This is a genomic window from Thioalkalivibrio sp. HL-Eb18 (genome assembly GCF_000364985.1).
In the GTDB taxonomy this organism is placed as follows: Bacteria; Pseudomonadota; Gammaproteobacteria; order Ectothiorhodospirales; family Ectothiorhodospiraceae; genus Thioalkalivibrio.
In genome coordinates this window covers 1-17,399 of the sequence record NZ_KB822976.1, presented here as the reverse complement: position 1 = coordinate 17,399, position 17,399 = coordinate 1, and the positions used below count along the sequence as shown (strand labels likewise).

At 64.1% G+C, this 17,399-nt stretch carries 18 protein-coding genes; 13 read left to right on the top strand and 5 right to left on the bottom strand.

Annotated elements, in window-relative coordinates:
* Positions 1–3: 3 nt before the first annotated feature.
* The 11 genes from mgtE to F813_RS0111705 all read left to right on the top strand — a co-directional run bounded on the left by mgtE (position 4) and on the right by F813_RS0111705 (position 8,931).
* Positions 4–1,362, top strand: a complete 1,359-nt coding sequence (gene mgtE / locus F813_RS0111745; protein ID WP_017926720.1) for a magnesium transporter — start codon at positions 4–6, stop codon at positions 1,360–1,362.
* Positions 1,363–1,703: 341 nt separating this feature from the next.
* Positions 1,704–1,952, top strand: a complete 249-nt coding sequence (locus F813_RS0111740) for a type II toxin-antitoxin system Phd/YefM family antitoxin (protein ID WP_017926719.1) — start codon at positions 1,704–1,706, stop codon at positions 1,950–1,952.
* Positions 1,945–2,367, top strand: coding sequence for a putative toxin-antitoxin system toxin component, PIN family (locus F813_RS0111735; protein ID WP_017926718.1), 423 nt, complete (start codon positions 1,945–1,947; stop codon positions 2,365–2,367). The genes F813_RS0111740 and F813_RS0111735 overlap by 8 nt, the downstream gene beginning before the upstream one ends.
* Before the next feature lie 385 nt (positions 2,368–2,752).
* Positions 2,753–3,220: a pilin gene (locus tag F813_RS0111730; protein ID WP_017926717.1), complete on the top strand. Its 468-nt coding sequence runs from the start codon at positions 2,753–2,755 to the stop codon at positions 3,218–3,220.
* A gap of 623 nt (positions 3,221–3,843) precedes the next feature.
* Positions 3,844–4,977: a transposase gene (locus tag F813_RS0111725; RefSeq protein WP_012983070.1), complete on the top strand. Its 1,134-nt coding sequence runs from the start codon at positions 3,844–3,846 to the stop codon at positions 4,975–4,977.
* A 670-nt stretch (positions 4,978–5,647) separates the two neighbouring features.
* Positions 5,648–5,926: a BrnT family toxin gene (locus F813_RS0111720; RefSeq protein ID WP_012983071.1), complete on the top strand. Its 279-nt coding sequence runs from the start codon at positions 5,648–5,650 to the stop codon at positions 5,924–5,926.
* Positions 5,901–6,206 (top strand): BrnA antitoxin family protein, encoded by a 306-nt coding sequence (locus F813_RS14180; protein WP_012983072.1) that lies wholly within the window; start codon positions 5,901–5,903, stop codon positions 6,204–6,206. Before F813_RS0111720 ends, F813_RS14180 begins: the two co-directional genes overlap by 26 nt.
* Before the next feature lie 150 nt (positions 6,207–6,356).
* Complete coding sequence (locus F813_RS14315) at positions 6,357–6,593, top strand: transposase (protein ID WP_155995132.1); 237 nt, start codon at positions 6,357–6,359, stop codon at positions 6,591–6,593.
* Positions 6,594–6,671: 78 nt separating this feature from the next.
* Positions 6,672–6,914, top strand: a complete 243-nt coding sequence (locus F813_RS0111715) for a type II toxin-antitoxin system Phd/YefM family antitoxin (protein ID WP_012983068.1) — start codon at positions 6,672–6,674, stop codon at positions 6,912–6,914.
* Entirely contained in the window at positions 6,914–7,336 is a 423-nt protein-coding gene (locus F813_RS0111710) for a type II toxin-antitoxin system VapC family toxin (RefSeq protein WP_017926716.1), read from the top strand. Before F813_RS0111715 ends, F813_RS0111710 begins: the two co-directional genes overlap by 1 nt.
* Before the next feature lie 752 nt (positions 7,337–8,088).
* On the top strand, positions 8,089–8,931 hold the full coding sequence (locus tag F813_RS0111705; RefSeq protein WP_012983075.1) for an ion transporter: 843 nt from the start codon (positions 8,089–8,091) through the stop codon (positions 8,929–8,931).
* Positions 8,932–9,256: 325 nt separating this feature from the next.
* Here the strand turns inward: F813_RS0111705 and F813_RS0111700 are convergent, their stop codons facing one another.
* Positions 9,257–10,945, bottom strand: a complete 1,689-nt coding sequence (locus F813_RS0111700; RefSeq protein ID WP_017926715.1) for a 2-isopropylmalate synthase — start codon at positions 10,943–10,945, stop codon at positions 9,257–9,259.
* 162 nt (positions 10,946–11,107) lie between these two features.
* Between F813_RS0111700 and F813_RS0111695 the strand changes: the two genes are divergently transcribed.
* Positions 11,108–11,599, top strand: a complete 492-nt coding sequence (locus F813_RS0111695) for an Lrp/AsnC family transcriptional regulator (RefSeq protein WP_017926714.1) — start codon at positions 11,108–11,110, stop codon at positions 11,597–11,599.
* A 46-nt stretch (positions 11,600–11,645) separates the two neighbouring features.
* On the opposite strand, the gene znuB is transcribed toward F813_RS0111695, so the two are convergent.
* Both znuB and znuC read right to left on the bottom strand, forming a co-directional pair.
* Positions 11,646–12,467 (bottom strand): zinc ABC transporter permease subunit ZnuB, encoded by an 822-nt coding sequence (znuB, locus tag F813_RS0111690; protein ID WP_017926713.1) that lies wholly within the window; start codon positions 12,465–12,467, stop codon positions 11,646–11,648.
* The gene (gene znuC / locus F813_RS0111685) at positions 12,464–13,294 is read right to left on the bottom strand and encodes a zinc ABC transporter ATP-binding protein ZnuC (RefSeq protein WP_017926712.1); all 831 of its coding nucleotides are present in this window, start codon (positions 13,292–13,294) and stop codon (positions 12,464–12,466) included. The genes znuB and znuC overlap by 4 nt, the downstream gene beginning before the upstream one ends.
* A gap of 77 nt (positions 13,295–13,371) precedes the next feature.
* Between znuC and znuA the strand changes: the two genes are divergently transcribed.
* Positions 13,372–14,433 (top strand): zinc ABC transporter substrate-binding protein ZnuA, encoded by a 1,062-nt coding sequence (gene znuA, locus F813_RS0111680; protein ID WP_017926711.1) that lies wholly within the window; start codon positions 13,372–13,374, stop codon positions 14,431–14,433.
* Between the two features lie 60 nt (positions 14,434–14,493).
* On the opposite strand, the gene F813_RS0111675 is transcribed toward znuA, so the two are convergent.
* The gene (locus F813_RS0111675) at positions 14,494–16,875 is read right to left on the bottom strand and encodes a PAS domain S-box protein (protein WP_017926710.1); all 2,382 of its coding nucleotides are present in this window, start codon (positions 16,873–16,875) and stop codon (positions 14,494–14,496) included.
* A gap of 169 nt (positions 16,876–17,044) precedes the next feature.
* A partial coding sequence (locus tag F813_RS0111670) for an ISL3 family transposase (RefSeq protein WP_017926709.1) occupies positions 17,045–17,399 on the bottom strand: 355 nt, incomplete at its 5' end.

The following is a 17,399-nucleotide window of genomic DNA, read 5'->3' as shown; positions in this document are numbered from 1 at the left end:
CCGATGAGCCCGAGCGAAGTCGACATCGAAACCCTGCCTGAGGCCGTCCAGGCAGCCCTGGAACAGGAAACGGACGCGGCCCTTCAGGCCCTGTGCGCCGAGCATGCCGCGCCCGACCTTTCGGATGCCCTGGAGGCCCTGCCGTCGGAGCAGATGGAGGCGTTCTTCCGCCGCCTGGACGTCGCCTGCACCGCGGATATCTACGCCCACCTCGAGCCGGATCACCAGACACGCGTGCTGCACGCACTGGACGAGGACCAGGCAAGCCGGCTGATGTCCGCCCTGTCCTATGACGACGCCGCCTCGGTCATCGAAGGGCTTGAGGACGACCACGCCGAATCCCTGCTGGAGGCGCTGCCGGACGACGACCAGGAGGCCCTGGAGACCCTGCTCGGCTACCCGGAGGAAAGCGCCGGGCGCCTGATGACGCCCGAATACGCCACCGTGCAGCCGGACTGGTCCGTGGCCGAGGCCATGGACCACCTGCGCGAGCACCACGAGCTGGCCGAGAACGTCAACACCATCTTCGTGGTCACGCCCAATGGCGAACTGCTCGGCTGGGTACGGCTGAAGGAGCTGCTGCTGTCGCGCCCCACCACCAGCGTGCGCGAGCGCATGCACACCGACGTGGTCAGCATCGCCGCCGAGGAAGACCGCGAGGAGGCGGCCCACCGCATCAGCCACTACGACCTGGACGTGCTGCCCGTGGTCGACGACCAGGGCCAGATGCTCGGCATCATCACCGTCGACGACGTGATGGACGTACTGCGCGCGGAGACCACCGAGGACTTCCATCGCATGGCGGCGGTCGGCGACATCATGCTCTCGCTGCGCGATGCCAGCCTCGGCCTGCTCTATCGCAAGCGCATCGGCTGGCTGGTGATCCTGGTCGCCGTCAACATCTTCTCCGGCCTGGCCATCGCCCACTTCGAGGCCGCGATCGAGACCGTCGTCGCACTGATCTTCTTCCTGCCCATGGTGATCGCCTCCGGCGGCAACGCCGGCGCGCAGGCGTCAACCCTGGTGGTGCGTTCACTCGCCACCAACGACATCACCCCGCGCGACTGGTGGCGCCTGGGCGGCAAGGAAATCATCGTCTCCAGCGCCCTCGGCATCACCCTGGCCGCCGCCATCTGGGTCTCCGGCAACTGGCTCGGCAACCTCGAGGTCGCCAACGCCATCGCGCTGGGCATGTTCTTCGTCATCATCTTCGGCTCGATGTTCGGCATACTCCTGCCGTTCGCCTTGACGCGCTTCGGCGTCGACCCGGCCGTGGCCAGCGCCCCGCTGATCACCTCCGTCGTCGACGTCGTCGGCATCATGATCTACTTCGCCGTCGCCGTCGCCGTCCTCGGCCTCTGATCCCACCCCCACCCTCCCTGTAGGAGCGTGCTCGCACGCGAAGCCCCTGCCAAAGCCGAATCCAGAAAACGCCGCGAACCTTGCCCCCACATCACCCGGCCAACAGACCCCGTCATCCCGGCCCCAGCGAAGCGAAGAGCCGGGATCTACCCCGATGAACGAAGCAGACCGGAACCTGGAGGGTTACCACGGGGCGCCCGAAACCATGAAGAATTCGGCAACGGACCCAACTCGATGATCAGCGGCCCAATCCACGAACCAACGAACCCGATACCACCGGCGATAGCGCCACCCCTACCTATTTTGTACAATCTGTACCTAATAGACATAAGGAAACCGACATGCGTACCGTCAGTGCAAGCGAAGCCAAGCAGGGCCTGGCAGCCGTCATCGAATCCGCGCGCAAGGAGCCCGTCATCATCCAGCGCCAGAAACGCGATGTGGCCGTGGTCCTTTCGCCCGAAGAATACGAGCGCCTGGTCCACCTGAACGTGAATGAGTTCCGCCGGTTCTGCGACCAGATCGGCGGCAAGGCCGAAGCAGCCGGCCTGACCCAGGAAAAGCTCGACCAACTGCTCGCGGATGACTGAGTCCAAGCGGCAGGGCCGATGGGTACTGGACACCAACCTGCTCGTCAGTCGCCTCCTGGTTCCATCCGGCCCCGCGGCGCGGGCCGTTGACCACGCTCTCGACCGGGGCATCCTCCTGGTCTCGGAGGCCACCCTCGACGAGCTCGTCCAGGTTCTCTCGCGCCCCAAGTTCGATCCCTACATCAGTCAAGCGGAGCGCCAGCAGTTCATCCGCCTGCTGGGTGGCATTGCACGGTTCGTTACGATCACCACCCCGATCACGGCCTGTCGCGATCCGAAAGACGACAAGTTCCTCGAAGTCGCCGTCCACGGCGAGGCCCATGCCATCGTCACCGGAGACGCCGACCTGCTCGACCTCGATCCCTTCCACGGCATCCGCATCCTCCGCCCCGCCGATCTCCTCACCCAGCGCTGAACCGCACCCGCACCAAATCCACTTGTCGGGCAGACCCTTGCCCACCCTGTAGGAGCCGCCTTGGCGGCGAAGCCCCCGCCAGCGCGTAATCCACCCCGTCGCACCCCCGGCCCACCGGCCACCGCGCTGCGAAGAGCCGGGGTCCCCTCCAGTGACAAAACCCCCAAAGAAACTGACCACCCGCGTCACTTGGGGTGACCATTTTTGTCACGTGACACATCTGAACCGCCGTATGTCGTGACCCAAACCCCAAACCGAATGGCCACACAGCGCCGCTTATCCGGATTTGCCCGCTCCTGGCACACCCATTGCTTCTACCCAGACAGCTGCCCACGGGGCGGCCGGGCCCAAGGCCCAGCTTTCATCACACCAAGGGAGTACGAACATGCAGAAGAAAACCGCCCAGCAGGGCTTTACGCTTATCGAGCTGATGATCGTGGTGGCGATCATCGGGATTCTGGCGGCGATTGCGTTGCCGGCTTATCAGGACTACACGGCGCGAGCTCAGGCCGCCGAAGGTCTCTCTGCTACTGCCGGAATGCGTACTGACCTTGCGGAAGCCGTTACGACGGGAGCGCTTGGCAATTTCGACGACGACGATTATGACTTCGACACCGCGCGCTATATCGACTCCGTCTCGGTTGACACCGACAACGACTACATTGAGATAAGCTGGGACTCAGGCAACTCCTCCCTCACTGGCAGTATGCGACTGAACGCCCTCCTCGCAGGTGAAGATGCCAGTGGAGACCCAGCTTCTAGCTTCGCCGATGCCTCCGGGATTAATGGCTGGACCTGCACCAACCATGACGACATGAAGGCCAATCATCTTCCGGGTGGATGCCGAGAGTAGTAGAATGGTGAGGACACCAAAGGGTAAGGACACCCACTTAGCACTGAAGCCCCGGCCATCGTGCCGGGGCTTTCTTTTGGTTCATCGAGCATTACCGGGGAACGCGGCGCGGATTTTGAGGACGGCCCTCCAGCGGCCCTCCAGGACACCGGACAGTCTTGGGACACCCACTTTCCTGCTACCAGTGGGTACGCCGGACAGTCTTGGGACACCCGCAGTCTTGGGACACCCACTTTCCTGCTACCAGTGGGTACGCCACGTCCCCTTCACATAATGATCGGGGGCAAACGTTCGCGGACCACCGAGACTGCCACTGCACAGTGGTGCAGCGCCTCGGGTGGTGGCGAACGGTTGCCAGGGAAGGGAATGAAAAAGGGCCGCCCGCGGATTCCCTTCCTGGACGACCCTTTTGGGGCTTCCCTGCCCCGGGGCACAATCTAGCAGGAGCAGTACGGATTTCCAGTTACACACCGAGAATGCGGGCGAACGGTCGTTTTTGCCGTATAGGCGGTCATTTTCGACGGAAGATCTGCAGGACACCCACTTTGTGAAGAAAAGACCTTGCGATCGCGGCTAATCGCATCTAGCTTCTGAACCATCTGATTCCATGGAAGGAGTCCACGATGACCCAACCCCGCTCGTCCCTCGTGTCTATCAAGGACACGCCCTGGTACCACGTCGTCTCCCGCTGCGTTCGGCGCGCCTTTCTCTGCGGCGAGGATCGCGTATCCGGACACAACTTCGAGCATCGCCGCGAATGGATCGAGACGCGGATCCTGGAGCTGGCGGCGATCTTCACCATTGATGTCGCAGCCTATGCGGTGATGAGCAATCACTATCACGTTGTAGTTCGACTGGACCCCGAGCGGGCGGCCGCGCTGGATACCGAGTCCGTCCTGCGTCGCTGGACGCGCCTGTTCTCTGGCCCCGAGTTGGTTAGACAGTACCTGTCGCCTCGGCGGAAGGCGATGTGCGCCGCACAGGTTCGGCGGGTCGAGGAATACGCCCAAACCTATCGGGCCCGACTGGCCGATCTGTCGTGGTTCATGCGCGTGTTGAACGAGTCCATTGCCCGACAGGCCAACGAGGAGGAAGGCATCAAGGGACGATTCTGGGAGGGCCGCTTCAAGAGTCAGGCGCTGCTGGATGATGCCGCCGTGCTGACGGCCATGAGCTACGCGGACCTGAACCCGATCCGGGCCGGGATGGCCGAGACGCTGGACGAGAGTGACCACACGTCACTGCAACGGCGTCTCCGCCAGGAGGGGACCGAGGCAGACGCACAGACCGGGGCAGTTGCGACTCCAAATGGGCCCCAGCCATGCGGTCCACCAGATGCCTTGCGCCCGGAGAATGAGCTTCGATCGCTTCCCCAGGCGCCCCTGATGCCGTTTGATGCAACCGGGCAGTTCGAACCGGCTATTCCGTTCGCATTCGAGGATTACCTGGAGCTGACCGATACGCTGGGGCGTTGCGTCCACCCCACGAAACGGGGATGGATTCCGGCGCACCGTCCTCGCCTGCTAGACCGCTTGAGCATGGATGCCGAGACTTTTATCCAGCAATCCAGCAGTCTATTGCGCGCGTTCGGATCGGCGATTGGCGCACCAGAGCAGTTGGTGGATTTGGCCGCGCGCAGACAGTGCCGCTACCTGCGCGGGATGTCCATGGCTCGGGCGCTGTTCGCCCGCCCCGCCGCTTTGGCGCCGCACCTCACACTCCAACGCAGGTTTCGGGCCAGGCATTCGGGTTTGTGACTGACTTCGCTTGCCGGGGTCGGGGATACTGCATACCTTAAGCCGCGAGCACCTCCCCCCTGTGTGCTCCGCGCCCCGCATCTCCCCCAGAGGCGGGGCGTTTTTTTGTCACTGGGCATGGCACACACGTGCATTGGTGTTTGTTGCCGCGGGCCCGGTCTTGCGGCTCACCCAGGCCCGCCAGTCCGCAGGCCGTCATGCGCACCTTCCCATATTGCGGGGTACCCACTTCCATCACCGCCGCGACTTGAGCCGCTGGAGGTCGATGGCGAAACCTTGATCCGTCCATCCGGCCGCTCACGCAGCTCGCATTCGGCTCAACGAATGGTACGAGCGCGGTCCGCCTGAGCGATTCGCCAGGCATAAGCCGAAGAACCTGTGGGACACCCACTTTTCTGTGGGATCTGCAAACAGGGGACAGATTTATTTCCCCTCCTCGAACCCCGGCCTCGTGCCGGGTTTTTTTGTTGCCATAAGGCCGATTCGTCGACGCAGCCAGCCACAGGCTGTTCATCCACATCCCGCCCCCACTCCCCAAATCGGCCAGGATCCACCAAGTACCCCACCCAACGCGTCACATGGGCCGCCAGACGACGGCCATTCTCGGGCCCTCCGAGGGGTTCCGACCCTGCCAATTGCGCACGCCAGTTCCTGTGCATACAATAATTCGATGGAGATCGAGTTTGACGCAGACAAGGACGCTGCGAACCTGGCGAAACACGGGGTCTCACTCGGCGATGCCCTATGGCTGGAATGGGATACGCTCCTGGCCATGGAAGACCGACGGAAAAGCTACGGCGAATGCCGAATGCTCGGATACGCGCTGATGGGCGATCGCTTGTATTGCGTCGTCTATACCGATCGATCATCCGTTCGCCGCATTATCAGCCTGCGCAAAGCCAACAACCGGGAGATTGCGCGCTATGTCGAAATCACTAACGCTACGTAACGGTCGGCGCGTCGTATTGAATGAGGCCGACGAGGAAGCAGCAATCCAGGCCGGGATCCATGCGGACCCTGAGACCCACGAGCCCTCCGAGAACGCAGCAAAAGCGCTGCGGCGCGTGGGTCGCCCTCCGCTGGCGGTAACCAAGGAACGGATTACGATTCGGCTATCGCCAGACGTCGTGGAGGCATTTCGGGCAACCGGGAAGGGCTGGCAGACACGAATGGACGCAGCCTTGAAGGACTGGCTCAAGGATCACACCCCGAACTCGAACAGTCGATAGATTTGATCCTCCTGACATACCCTGGGACACCCACTTTCCAGCACCGTCTGTGGGGACGCCTCACCGTCTGTGGGACACCCACTGAGCTGGTCTAATTTCCGTGGACGCCTCGTTCGGTGGGACGACACCCCCTGGACGAGGAGAACAACCATGGCACGCAAGCGCCGACGTTTTTCAAGCGAACACAAGGAGCGCGTAGCCCGGATGGTGGTCGATGACGGTCTGGAGGTCTCGGTCGTATGCCGGGATCAGGATCTAGGTGAGACGGCCGTTCGCCGCTGGGTCGATCAACTCAATGTATTAGACCTGTGGGACCTGTGGGACACCCACTTTCCTCTGACCTGTGGGAAACCTGTTGGACGTCTCGCTCAGGGACACCCACTTTGATGTCACGAGCCAACGCATTTCCGCGACGGCTAGCGCCGAGGTATGATATGACCATCTATATGGTCAGGAGAGTGCGAAATGTCCGAGCCGACGATTAGTCTGGCGAACGCCAAAGCCCACCTGAGCGAACTGGCTGAACGTGCTGCTGCAGGTGAATCCATCCTCATCACCAAGCGAGGCAAGGCGGTCGTGCGCCTTTCCAGCGCCACCGCACCCAGGAAGCCGATCGATGCGAATGCGCTCCGTGCAGTCACGGATACCCAGAGCAACAGTGTCGATGAGAGCTTCATCCGTCGTATCCGCGATGATGCTCGCTACTGATGCGCTATCTGGATACCAGCATTCTGGTGGCGGCCCTCACTCGCGAGCCCCGAACCGAGGATATGCAGAAGTGGCTGGCGGCACAGAGCGCCGATTCGCTATGCATAAGTGACTGGGTGCTTACGGAGTTCTCCGCGGCCTTGTCCATGAAGGTTCGAATGGAGATCCTGACACCCCGGGAACGGGCAACCGTGCTTGGCGCATTCGCGGCATTGCGGGAATCGTCACTCTCGACGCTGCCGGTCTCATCCATCGATTACCACACCGCTGCCCACTTCGCCGACGATCATGCCTCCAGGTTACGCGCTGGCGACGCCCTTCACCTGGCCATTGCGTACAACCACGGCGTGGAACTTTGCTCTCTCGACAAGACGCTCATGGCCGCTGCAGAACCCATGGGCGTGAATGCGACGCTGTTGTAACGGGAACCCGTGCAGCCTTCCATTCCGAAAGTTAAAGGGGACAGATTGATTGTCCTTCCCCGAACCCCGGCCTCGTGCCGGGGTTATTTGTTGCGGGGAGGGGTACAGGACACCCACTTTGTGTGGACACACCCGAGCAGTTGGTGGACCTGGCCGCGCGGCCGCAGCGCCGCTATCCAAGGGGCATGTCCATGGCTCGGTCGCTGTTCGTGCGCCACGCCGCTTGATGCGCGAACGCGCAGATCACGAAACCACGGGACATTGGCCCATTTCGGTGCGATTCGCGTGTTTCTTCGCACCCTGCGGGGGTGCCGGCTGGTCACGGGGGAGAGGCTTGAATACGGGGAGGTACAAAAGAAAGAGCCCCCCCGGCTTCCGTTCCTGGGCGGCTCTAGTGAAGGCGTCCCTGCCTTCGCGGTAAAAAGTAGCACATCGATTACTGATTTCTAGACTCAGTTCGGGTTTTTCGCCAAACGGCGGCATACGGCCACTGAACGGTACTTTCTCCAAGAGAGTAACGATTGTTTTGTTTCGCGATTATGCGTATGCGGCCCGCGATATATCTCATGCCTGTCTCGTCGCAACATCGAGCGTTTTTCGCTCGTTGTCTGGCTGCGGCGTCTCGGGGGAATTGCCGCTGATTCGGCTTTCGCCTACTCTCTTGCGGCTTCCCATAGACGGCGTTGCGGGCCGTGATCCGCGAATCGTTCCGGGATGTTCCATTCGCAATCGACACCAGGCACCCAAGCACCATGAGCGAGCCCACCACGCTGCGCGGCCGTCTCGGCCAGTTCATCGAGGCGCGCCTGACCCAGCGCGCGATCATCGCGCTGATCCTGCTGAATGCCCTGACCCTGGGGCTGGAGACGTCCGACACGGTCATGGCCTGGATGGGCCCCGTGATCCTCGCGGCAGACACGATCATCCTGTCGATCTTTACGGCCGAGGTGTTGGCGAAGCTGTTTGTCTATCGCCTGAGTTTCTGGCGCAACCCCTGGAATGTGTTCGACTTCTTCGTGGTGGGGATCGCACTGATCCCGGCCTCCGGACCGTTCTCGGTGCTGCGCGTGCTGCGTCTGTTGCGCCTGGTATCGATGGTGCCGAAGCTGCGCTTTATCGTGGAGGCCCTGTTGCGGGCCATCCCCGGGATTATCTCCATCCTGGGGTTGCTGGTGCTGATCTTCTATGTATTCGCGATCATCGCCACAGGCCTTTTCAGCGAGTCCTTCCCTCAGAAGTTCGGGACACTCGGCGCCACGATGTACAGCCTGTTCCAGGTCATGACGCTGGAGGGCTGGTCCGAAGATATCGCCCGCCCGGTGATGGAGGTCTACCCCTGGGCCTGGGCCTTCTTCGTGCCGTTCATCCTGATCGCCACGTTTACCGTGCTGAACCTGTTCATCGCGATCATCGTGGACGCGATGCAGCGCATGCATGATCGCGCGATCGAGATCGAGCAGCAGATGATCCACGACAGCGTGCACGAGGAGAACAAGGCGCTGCACTCGGAGATCCACGAGCTGCAGCAGGAAACGGTCAAGCTCCAGGAACGCCTCATCCGCATGCAGAGCATGCTGGAGAAACGGGTGAAGTAACAGGCTCCGGGACGGAGGCCAGGCTGAGGCTCTCCGACGCGGGCCGGGGCTTCGCCTGCAAGCAGGCTCCTACACACCGATAGCCGCCCGGCATTACCCGTAGGCCCGTGGGACGCAATGAGCACAGCGACTTGCATCAGCGCCGGGGGATCCCCCGACGGCCGGTGCGTTTCGCAGGACTCAACGCACCCTACCTGGCTGCCTAGTTCCGTAGGATGCAATGAGCGCAGCGAATTGCATCAATGCCGCGTCGCTGCCTGCGACCGGTGCGTTTCGCGCGGCTCAACGCACCCTGCGCGCCTTCGAGCGCGCAGGGGCCGCTGAATCAGGCGTTGGCGGCGACCTGCTCGGTGGCGGCGGGTTGGCCCAGGCGGCGGCCGGTGGCGTTGAGCACGGCCTGCAGCGTGGCGGCGGTCGTGTCCTCGCCCAGGGCGACGCCGACGGAACGCTCGCCGTCGACCTGTACGTCCACCGCGGCCATGGCGCGCGCCTCGGTGCCCGCCTCCATCGCATGTTCGTCAAAGTGGTTCACCTTGACCTCGACCCCCCGGTCGGCCTTCATCGCGGCGGTCAGGGCCTCGACGGCACCATGGCCCTCGCCCTGCAAGCGCGACTCGCGCCCCGGCGGGCCCATGGTCGCGTCCAGCCGCACGACCGGGCCGTCCTTCTCGATCTCGTAGCGCACCAGATCCCAGCCAGCGACCGGCGTCAGGTAGTGCTGCTCGAACAGCTGGTGGATGCGCTGCGAGGAGACCTCGACCTGCGAGCTCTCGGCATCCCTCTGCACGATGCGGGCGAACTCGATCGCCAGCCAGCGCGGCAGCTCGATGCCGTAGTCGCGCTCCAGCACATGGGACACCCCGCCCTTGCCGGACTGGCTGTTGATGCGCACGACCTCTTCGTAGCGCCGGCCCAGATCGCTCGGGTCGATCGGCAGATAGGGCACATTCCAGTGGCCGCCCTGCTCCTTGTAGTGCGCCAGGCCCTTGCGGATTGCATCCTGGTGGCTGCCGGAGAACGCGGTGTAGACCAGCTCGCCGGCCCACGGGTGGCGCGGGTGGATGGGCATGTCGGTGCACTCCTTGTACACGTCCATCAGCCGTTCCATGTCGGACAGGTCGATGGTCGGGTCGATCCCCTGCGAGTACAGGTTCATGCCGACGGTGACCAGGTCCATGTTGCCGGTGCGCTCGCCGTTGCCGAACAGCGTGCCCTCCAGACGGTCGGCCCCGGCCAGCAGCCCCAGCTCGGCCGCCGCCACGCCCGTGCCCCGGTCGTTGTGCGTATGCAGCGACACGCAGAAATGCTCGCGGTACTGCACATGGTCGCAGAACCACTCGACCTGGTCGGCGAACACGTTCGGCGTGGCCGACTCGACCGTGGCCGGCAGGTTGATCACCACCTTCTGGCCCTGGTCCGGGCGCCAGATTGCGTTCACCGCATCCACGACCTCGACTGCGTAGTCCAGCTCGGTGGTGGAGAAGCTCTCCGGCGAGTACTGGAAGATCCAGTCGGTCTTCGGGTACTTCGCCGCGTAGTCGCGCACCCAGCGCGCGCCGTTCTCGGCGATGCCGCGGATGCCGTCGCGGTCCATGCGGAAGACCTGCTCGCGCTGCGCCGGGTTGGTGGAGTTGTACACGTGCACCACCGCGCGCGGGGCGCCTTCCAGCGCCGCGAAGGTCTTCTGGATCAGGTCCTCGCGCGCCTGGGTCAGCACCTGGATATACACGCCCTCGGGGATACGGTCCTCCTCGATCAGACGGCGGGTGAAGTCGTAGTCGATCTGCGAGGCGGAGGGAAAACCGATCTCGATCTCGGTCAGGCCGATGTCCACCAGCACCTCGAAGAAGCGCATCTTCTGCTCCACGCTCATCGGGTGCACCAGTGCCTGGTTGCCGTCACGCAGATCCACCGCGCAGAAGCGCGGGGCCACTGTGGTGCGCCGAGCCGGCCAGCGGCGATCCGCCTTGTCGATCGGCGGGAACGGGGCATATTTGCTGTGATCGAAGGCCATCCTGATTCTCTCCTGGGGCCGCGGTATTCATTCGCGGCGATTCGTCCACTTGCACATTATCCTAACGAATTTATGCGGACAGAACCTTGCTTTTTTCGTTTAGCTCCGGCCTTTGGGGGCACTTTATTGCTTTGAATAGCCTATATAGCGCAATATTTCACCATGGAACCACAACCCCACAAGCTCGACCGCTTTGACCGTCACATCCTGGAGATCCTGCAGGAAGACGCCAGCCTGTCGAACCAGGCGCTCGCCGATCGCGTGGGGCTGAGCCCCTCGCCCTGCCTGCGGCGGGTCCGGGCACTGGAACAGGCCGGTATCCTGATCCGGCGTGTGGCTCTGCTCGACCGGCGCGCCCTGGGCCTGGAACTGACCGCGCTGATCCACATCGGCATGGACCGCCACACCCCGGAGCGCTTCGCCCGCTTCGAGGAGGCGATCGCCCGCTACCCCGAGGTGCAGCACCTGTATCTGATCACCGGGCAATCCGCGGACTACATGCTGCAGGTGGTGGTGCCGGACATGGACGCCTACCAGGACTTCCTGCTGCGCCGCGTCACGCGGCTGGAGGGAGTGGACTCGGTGCACTCGAGCTTTGTGCTGCGCCGAGTGGTGGACCGCACCTCGCTGCCGCTGGACTACATTCGCGATTGACGACGGGGGATGGCAACAGGCCATCCGCCAGCACGGCTTGCAGCAATCAGCGCCCCCCGGAGTACGGGAGCAGCCGCACCGGCAGCAGGTGGATCAGGATAAACCCGAGCATGGCGGCCACGACGATGGTCGGGCCGGTCGGGGTATCGTAGACAAACGAGCCCCAGATCCCCGCGAGCACCGCCAGCATTCCGATTACGCCTGCCAGTAGCGCCATCTGTTCGGGCGTCGCGGCGAAGCGCCGGGCACTGGCGGCCGGGATGATCATCAACGCCGTGATCAGCAATACACCCACCACCTGCATCGCCGCCGCGATCACCAGCGCGATCAGCAGCATCAGTCCCAGGCGCACGGCCAGCACCGGTACGCCCTCGACCCGCGCCAGCTCCTCGTGCACGGTCAGCGCCAGCAGCGGCCGCCAGAGCAGCACCAGCAGCAACAGTGCAATGCCGCCGCCGATGGCGATCGCCAGCAGGTCGTTTGTCCCCACGGCCAGGATGTCGCCGAACAGGTAGGCCATCAGGTCCACCCGCAGGCCCTCGATGAAGGTGACCGCCACGATCCCCAGCGACAGCGCGCTGTGCGCCAGAATCCCCAGCAGCGTATCCGAGGCCAGTTCCTGACGCCGCTGGAGGATCACCAGCAGCACCGCGATGGCCACGCAGACCAGCGTCACCATCAGGTTGAGGTTGGCCCCCAGCAGGAACCCGAGCGCCACACCCAGCAGGGCGGAGTGCGAGATCGTATCGCCGAAATAGGCCATGCGCCGCCAGACCACGAAGGCACCCAGCGGCCCGGCCACGGCCGCCACCATCAGCCCCGCGAGCACCGCGCGGAACAGGAAGTCGTCCAGCCAGGTTTCAATCATCGTTTCGGCGTTCCCGGTCCGTGATGGTGGGCGTGTCCACAGCCGTGCGAGCCACCCGTTCCGTCATGGTCCAGATCGTGCACCTCGCCGTGCAGATCGTGGACGTGGTTGTGGTCATGCGTGTAGATACCGATCCCCTGCACATCGGCGGTGGGGAACAGCCGCTGGTACTCCGGGTGACGCGAGACTTCCTCGGGCCGGCCGGTACAGCAGACATGCTGGTTCAGACAGATCACGGCGTCGGCGCCCGCCATCACCAGATGAAGATCGTGCGACACCATCAGCACCCCGCAGCCCGTCTCGCACCGGATGTCGTCGATCAGGCGAAACACCTCGCCCTGCCCGACGACATCCACCCCCTGCGCGGGCTCGTCCAGCACCAACAGGTTCGGCCGATTGAGCAGGGCGCGCGCCAGCAGCACCCGCTGCATCTCGCCCCCGGACAGGGACTGTACCGGCTTGTCCAGCAGATGCGGCACCCCTACCCGCTCCAGATGTGCCAGCAGTTCCGTTCGAGGCGCGCGCTGGCGCAGCGTCAGGAACCGCCGCACTGACAGCGGCAGCACCGGCTCGATCTGAATGCGTTGAGGCATGTACCCGATGCGCAGTCCACGGCGGCGTTTCACGCGGCCCCGCGTTGGCTGCCACAAGCCCAGCAACACGCGCAGCAGGGACGTCTTTCCGGCGCCATTGGGGCCGATGACCACGGCCACCTCGGCCGGCGGGATCTGCACCGAAACGCGGTCGAGGATCAGCTTGCCCCCGCGCTCCAGCGAGATATCTCGGGCATCCAGCAACGGGCTGTGGTCATGGTCGGGGTCGCGCATGGCGGAAGGGCTTCCCTTGTTCGTTTTGATATACTATAACGTTTATCCAGTCCGTTCCGTTACCCGGGAGATCCACCATGCCCCTGTGCATCCGTCGCCCCCGTGGGCTTGCCTTGCTGGTTGGCCTGCTGGCCCTGCTGACCCTTGCTCTCCCGAGCACCGCCGCCGCGGACAAGCCGCGCATCGTCGCAACCATTCTACCGATTCACAGCATCGTCGCCGCCCTGGGCGAGGACGTCTACGAGGTCGAGCTGCTGGTCCCCGCGAACGCGTCTCCCCATGGCTATTCCATGCGCCCGTCTGAAGCCCGGCGTCTGCAGAACGCGGACATGGTCGTCTGGGTCGGACCGGATCTCGAGACGTTCCTGGAACGCCCGCTACGCCGTGCCGGGAACCGCGAGATCATCAGCCTGATGGACGACCTCGACCTGGACCTGAAGCCCACGCGCGAAGGGGGCGTCTGGGAGCATCGCCATGACCACGGGGACGATGATCACGGTCACGGCGACGACGACCATGGGCACTCCGAAGACGTTCATGGCCACAACGACCACGACCATGACCACGGCCACCACGACGAGGCCCACGGGCACGACCATGATCACCAGCACGGTGACTACGATGCCCATATCTGGCTCTCGCCCGCGTTGGTGCGCGCGATCACCGAACAGCTCGCCGACAAGCTGATGGAATGGGATCCGGAGCGCGCCGACACCGTCGAGGCCAACCGCGAGGCCCTGCTCGAACGGATCGACAACCTGGACGGACGCCTGGCGGAACAGCTCGAGCCGGTGCGCGACCAGGCCTTTATCGTCTTCCACGACGCCTACCAGTATTTCGAGCAGCACTACGGCCTGAATGCCGCCGGTTCGATCAGCATCGACCCCTCGCGCAGCCCGGGACCACGCCGCATCAGCGAACTGCGCGAGCGAGTCGCCGATGGCGACGTGGTCTGCCTGTTCACCGAGCCGCAGTTTCGCCCGGCACTGGCCGAAACCGTGGCCGAGGGCACCGATACCCGGCTTGGGATTCTGGATCCGGTCGGCGCCGAACTGGAACCCGGCCCGGATGCCTGGTTCGAGCTGATGCAGAACATGGCCGACGGCTTCAGCGACTGCCTGGGCGCGGAACGGGAATAGTGCGGGGAAACCGTTGTCCGGAGTGCGACGGTGTCGGTGTGACCACCGACGTGGGTTGCCCTATGCGTGCGCGTGGGCCAGGACGACCTTGTTGCGGCCGCCCCTCTTCGCCGCGTACATGGCATCGTCGGCACGCTTGAGCCAGTCCTTGACGGGCTCGCCGGCCCGACAAGGCGCGACCCCGAGGCTGATCGTGAGGCGCCCGACACGCGGGAACGGTGTGGTCGCAACCTGTTCGCGCAGCTGTTCGGCGACAAGCTCGGCACGGAGGGCATCGGCCCCCGGCAACAGGACGACGAACTCCTCTCCACCCCAGCGGCCAAGGACGTCGGTCTCGCGCAGGCGCGAGCCGAGCACCTGCACCAGACGGCGCAGGACATCGTCGCCCACCTCGTGGCCGAAGGTGTCATTGATGCGCTTGAAGTGATCGATGTCCAGCAGGAGTAACGAACAGGGGTGCTCGTAGCGCTGAACGCGGCGGGCCTCCCGCTCCAGGAGTGTCTCGAAATAGCCGCGGTTGGCGGCGTCGGTGAGCGGGTCGTAGAAGGCCTGGTGTTCCAGCGCGGCCTCGAGTTCCTTCTGTCGCGTGATGTCGTGGAACATCGCGATGTAGTACTCGATCTCGCCCCGCCCATCCCGGATCGCGGTAACAACCTCGTGCAGCGGAAAGATCTCGCCATTCTTGCGGCGGTTCCAGATCTCCCCCTCCCAGTGTCCGTCCTCGCGTACCGTGCGAAACATCGCTTCGTAGAAGCCGCGGTCCTGGCACCCGGAGTTCAGGATGCGCGGATTCGCACCCACCGCCTCCTGCTCGGTGTAGCCGGTCAACTGCGTGAAGGTCGCGTTCACCCGCTGGATGGTGCCCGCAACATCGGTGATGAAGATCGCCTGACTGGCCTCGAAGGTGGCGGCCAGCAGCCGCTGCTCCTGTTCCAGGTGGTACTGCTCGGTAATGTCCTGCACCGTGCCGACCATGCGCTCGGGCGTGCCCGAGGGGCCGAACTCGACGGAACCGCGCTCGCGCACCACGCGCTCGACCCCGTCCGGACGCACGATGCGGTGGGTCACGTCGAAGGGCTCCACACCCGCCAGGGCGCGATCCACTGCCGCCTGGACACGTTCGCGATCCTCCGGATGAACGGCCTGCATGAAGGCTCCGTGCGTGCCATGCCAGCGGCCCCGCTGCATCCCGAAGATACGATAGACCTCGTCGGACCAGCGAATCTCGTTGTGCTGGAAGTCGGAGACCCAGTTGCCCACATGCGCGATGCGCTGGGCCAGTGCCAGCTCGCGTTCGCTGCGGTGCAGGGCCTGCTCGGCGCGCACCCGCTCGGTGATGTCCAGGATCACCCCGTGCCACAGCACACTGCCGCACTCCAGGGACTCCGGGCTGGCGTGGCCCTCCAGCCAGATCTCGCCACGCTGGGGATGCAGCACACGATACCGCTGAAGCCAGGGTTCGAGGGACCGCATCGAGGCCTCGATGCTGGCGCGAATGCGGTCGATATCCTCCGGATGGATCACCCGAAAAACGGCCTCGGCATCGCGCATCGCCTCCTCGGGGGCAATGCCGAAGATCTCGGTCATGCCCTCGCTGGCGTAGGGGTAGCAGGCGCGTCCGTCGGGATGCTGGCGGTACTGATAGATCACGCCGGGCAGGTTGTGGGCGATCTTTTCCAGATGGCGCTCGGTCTCGACGCGCGCACCGACATCCTGAAAAGCCCCGACCAGTTCGACGACCTTGCCCGCCTCGTCCCGCAGGGCGGTGATCTGGTCCTCCAGCCACTGCCAGTGACCATTGGGCATCTGCTGGCGATAGTTCAGGCGGCAGAACCCGTGCGCCCCATCGGCCATCCAGCGCCGGACCTGGCTGACACAGCGCCGGTAGTCCTCCCGCGCGAGGTGGCGAGGCAGCCAGTCGGGACTGGAGCTGATCTGCTCCGGGCTCCAGCCGGTCACGGCAACGGCGTTACGGCTGAGCCAGGTCATGGTGCCCAGATCGTCAGGATCCATGGTGTAGATCACCGCCGGGCTGGCCCGCAGCAGGCTGTCCATGCGCCGCTCGGTCTGCTTTCGCGCCTCAATGTCGGCAAAGGCTGCCAGCAGGGCCTCGGGACCGTCGGAGGTCGCGGGGATACGGCTAATGCTGATCTCGATCCAGCGGGTGAGACCCGTGGCGTCCACCAGGCGAACCTCTACCCGACAGTAGGGACAACCACCATCGAGCAGTTCATGGCGCCGCGCCTCGCAGGACTCGACATCCTCCGGAAACAGGCGTTCGTGCAACCATCCCCCCGCCAGGTCCTCGGGGTCGCAGGCCAGCATCTCCCCGAGGCGCGGATTGGCGCGCAGGATGCGCCCCTCCGTGTCCATCTCGGCCAGCCCCACCGGCGCGTGCTCGAACAGCGCGGCATACCCGTGGACCGCACAAATCTCCGTCATTCCCTGTCCTTGCCCGTCTTGAGAAGACCTGCCTGGCCTCCCCTCCCCCGGCGGGAGAACCCACGGACGTGGTAATGGATTCCGATAATGGGTCCAAACCCTACCACATGGATCGGGTTTTTTTTGCATCATCTGAAAAAGTCGAGAGCCCAGGGCGCAGAAAAAAGGTTCATCGAGCATTACCGGGGAATGCGGCGCGGATTTTGAGGAAGAAGTAGTCCTGGTCGCGGTAGCCGTAGGCGCGGCGCTTGATGACCTTGATGGTGTTGTTGATGCCTTCGACGACGCTGGTGTTCAGCCGATGCCGGCAGCGCGAGACGATGCCGGGGAGATAGGGCTCCAGCAACCGCGCGAAGCGCTGCAGGGCATGGATGCCGCTCTCCTGTGCCTGTTGTACCCAGTGTCGCCAGGCCTGCCAGGTCTGTTCCGGACGGCGCTGGAACCAGAGCCGCTTGAGCTCGTCGCGTAACAGATAGACTGTCAGCAATGCCTGGTTGGCTTGCAGCAACTCGTCCAGGTGGACC

Coding starts and splice junctions, on each gene's coding strand:
- znuA (WP_017926711.1), top strand. CDS start 13,372: ATGCCCCTGTGCATCCGTCGCCCCCGTGGGCTTGCCTTGCTGGTTGGC.
- F813_RS0111715 (WP_012983068.1), top strand. CDS start 6,672: ATGTCCGAGCCGACGATTAGTCTGGCGAACGCCAAAGCCCACCTGAGC.
- mgtE (WP_017926720.1), top strand. CDS start 4: ATGAGCCCGAGCGAAGTCGACATCGAAACCCTGCCTGAGGCCGTCCAG.
- znuB (WP_017926713.1), bottom strand. CDS start 12,467: ATGATTGAAACCTGGCTGGACGACTTCCTGTTCCGCGCGGTGCTCGCG.
- F813_RS0111700 (WP_017926715.1), bottom strand. CDS start 10,945: ATGGCCTTCGATCACAGCAAATATGCCCCGTTCCCGCCGATCGACAAG.
- F813_RS0111705 (WP_012983075.1), top strand. CDS start 8,089: ATGAGCGAGCCCACCACGCTGCGCGGCCGTCTCGGCCAGTTCATCGAG.
- F813_RS0111740 (WP_017926719.1), top strand. CDS start 1,704: ATGCGTACCGTCAGTGCAAGCGAAGCCAAGCAGGGCCTGGCAGCCGTC.
- F813_RS14315 (WP_155995132.1), top strand. CDS start 6,357: ATGGCACGCAAGCGCCGACGTTTTTCAAGCGAACACAAGGAGCGCGTA.
- F813_RS0111710 (WP_017926716.1), top strand. CDS start 6,914: ATGCGCTATCTGGATACCAGCATTCTGGTGGCGGCCCTCACTCGCGAG.
- F813_RS14180 (WP_012983072.1), top strand. CDS start 5,901: ATGTCGAAATCACTAACGCTACGTAACGGTCGGCGCGTCGTATTGAAT.
- F813_RS0111675 (WP_017926710.1), bottom strand. CDS start 16,875: ATGACGGAGATTTGTGCGGTCCACGGGTATGCCGCGCTGTTCGAGCAC.
- F813_RS0111730 (WP_017926717.1), top strand. CDS start 2,753: ATGCAGAAGAAAACCGCCCAGCAGGGCTTTACGCTTATCGAGCTGATG.
- F813_RS0111735 (WP_017926718.1), top strand. CDS start 1,945: ATGACTGAGTCCAAGCGGCAGGGCCGATGGGTACTGGACACCAACCTG.
- F813_RS0111695 (WP_017926714.1), top strand. CDS start 11,108: ATGGAACCACAACCCCACAAGCTCGACCGCTTTGACCGTCACATCCTG.
- F813_RS0111725 (WP_012983070.1), top strand. CDS start 3,844: ATGACCCAACCCCGCTCGTCCCTCGTGTCTATCAAGGACACGCCCTGG.
- znuC (WP_017926712.1), bottom strand. CDS start 13,294: ATGCGCGACCCCGACCATGACCACAGCCCGTTGCTGGATGCCCGAGAT.
- F813_RS0111720 (WP_012983071.1), top strand. CDS start 5,648: ATGGAGATCGAGTTTGACGCAGACAAGGACGCTGCGAACCTGGCGAAA.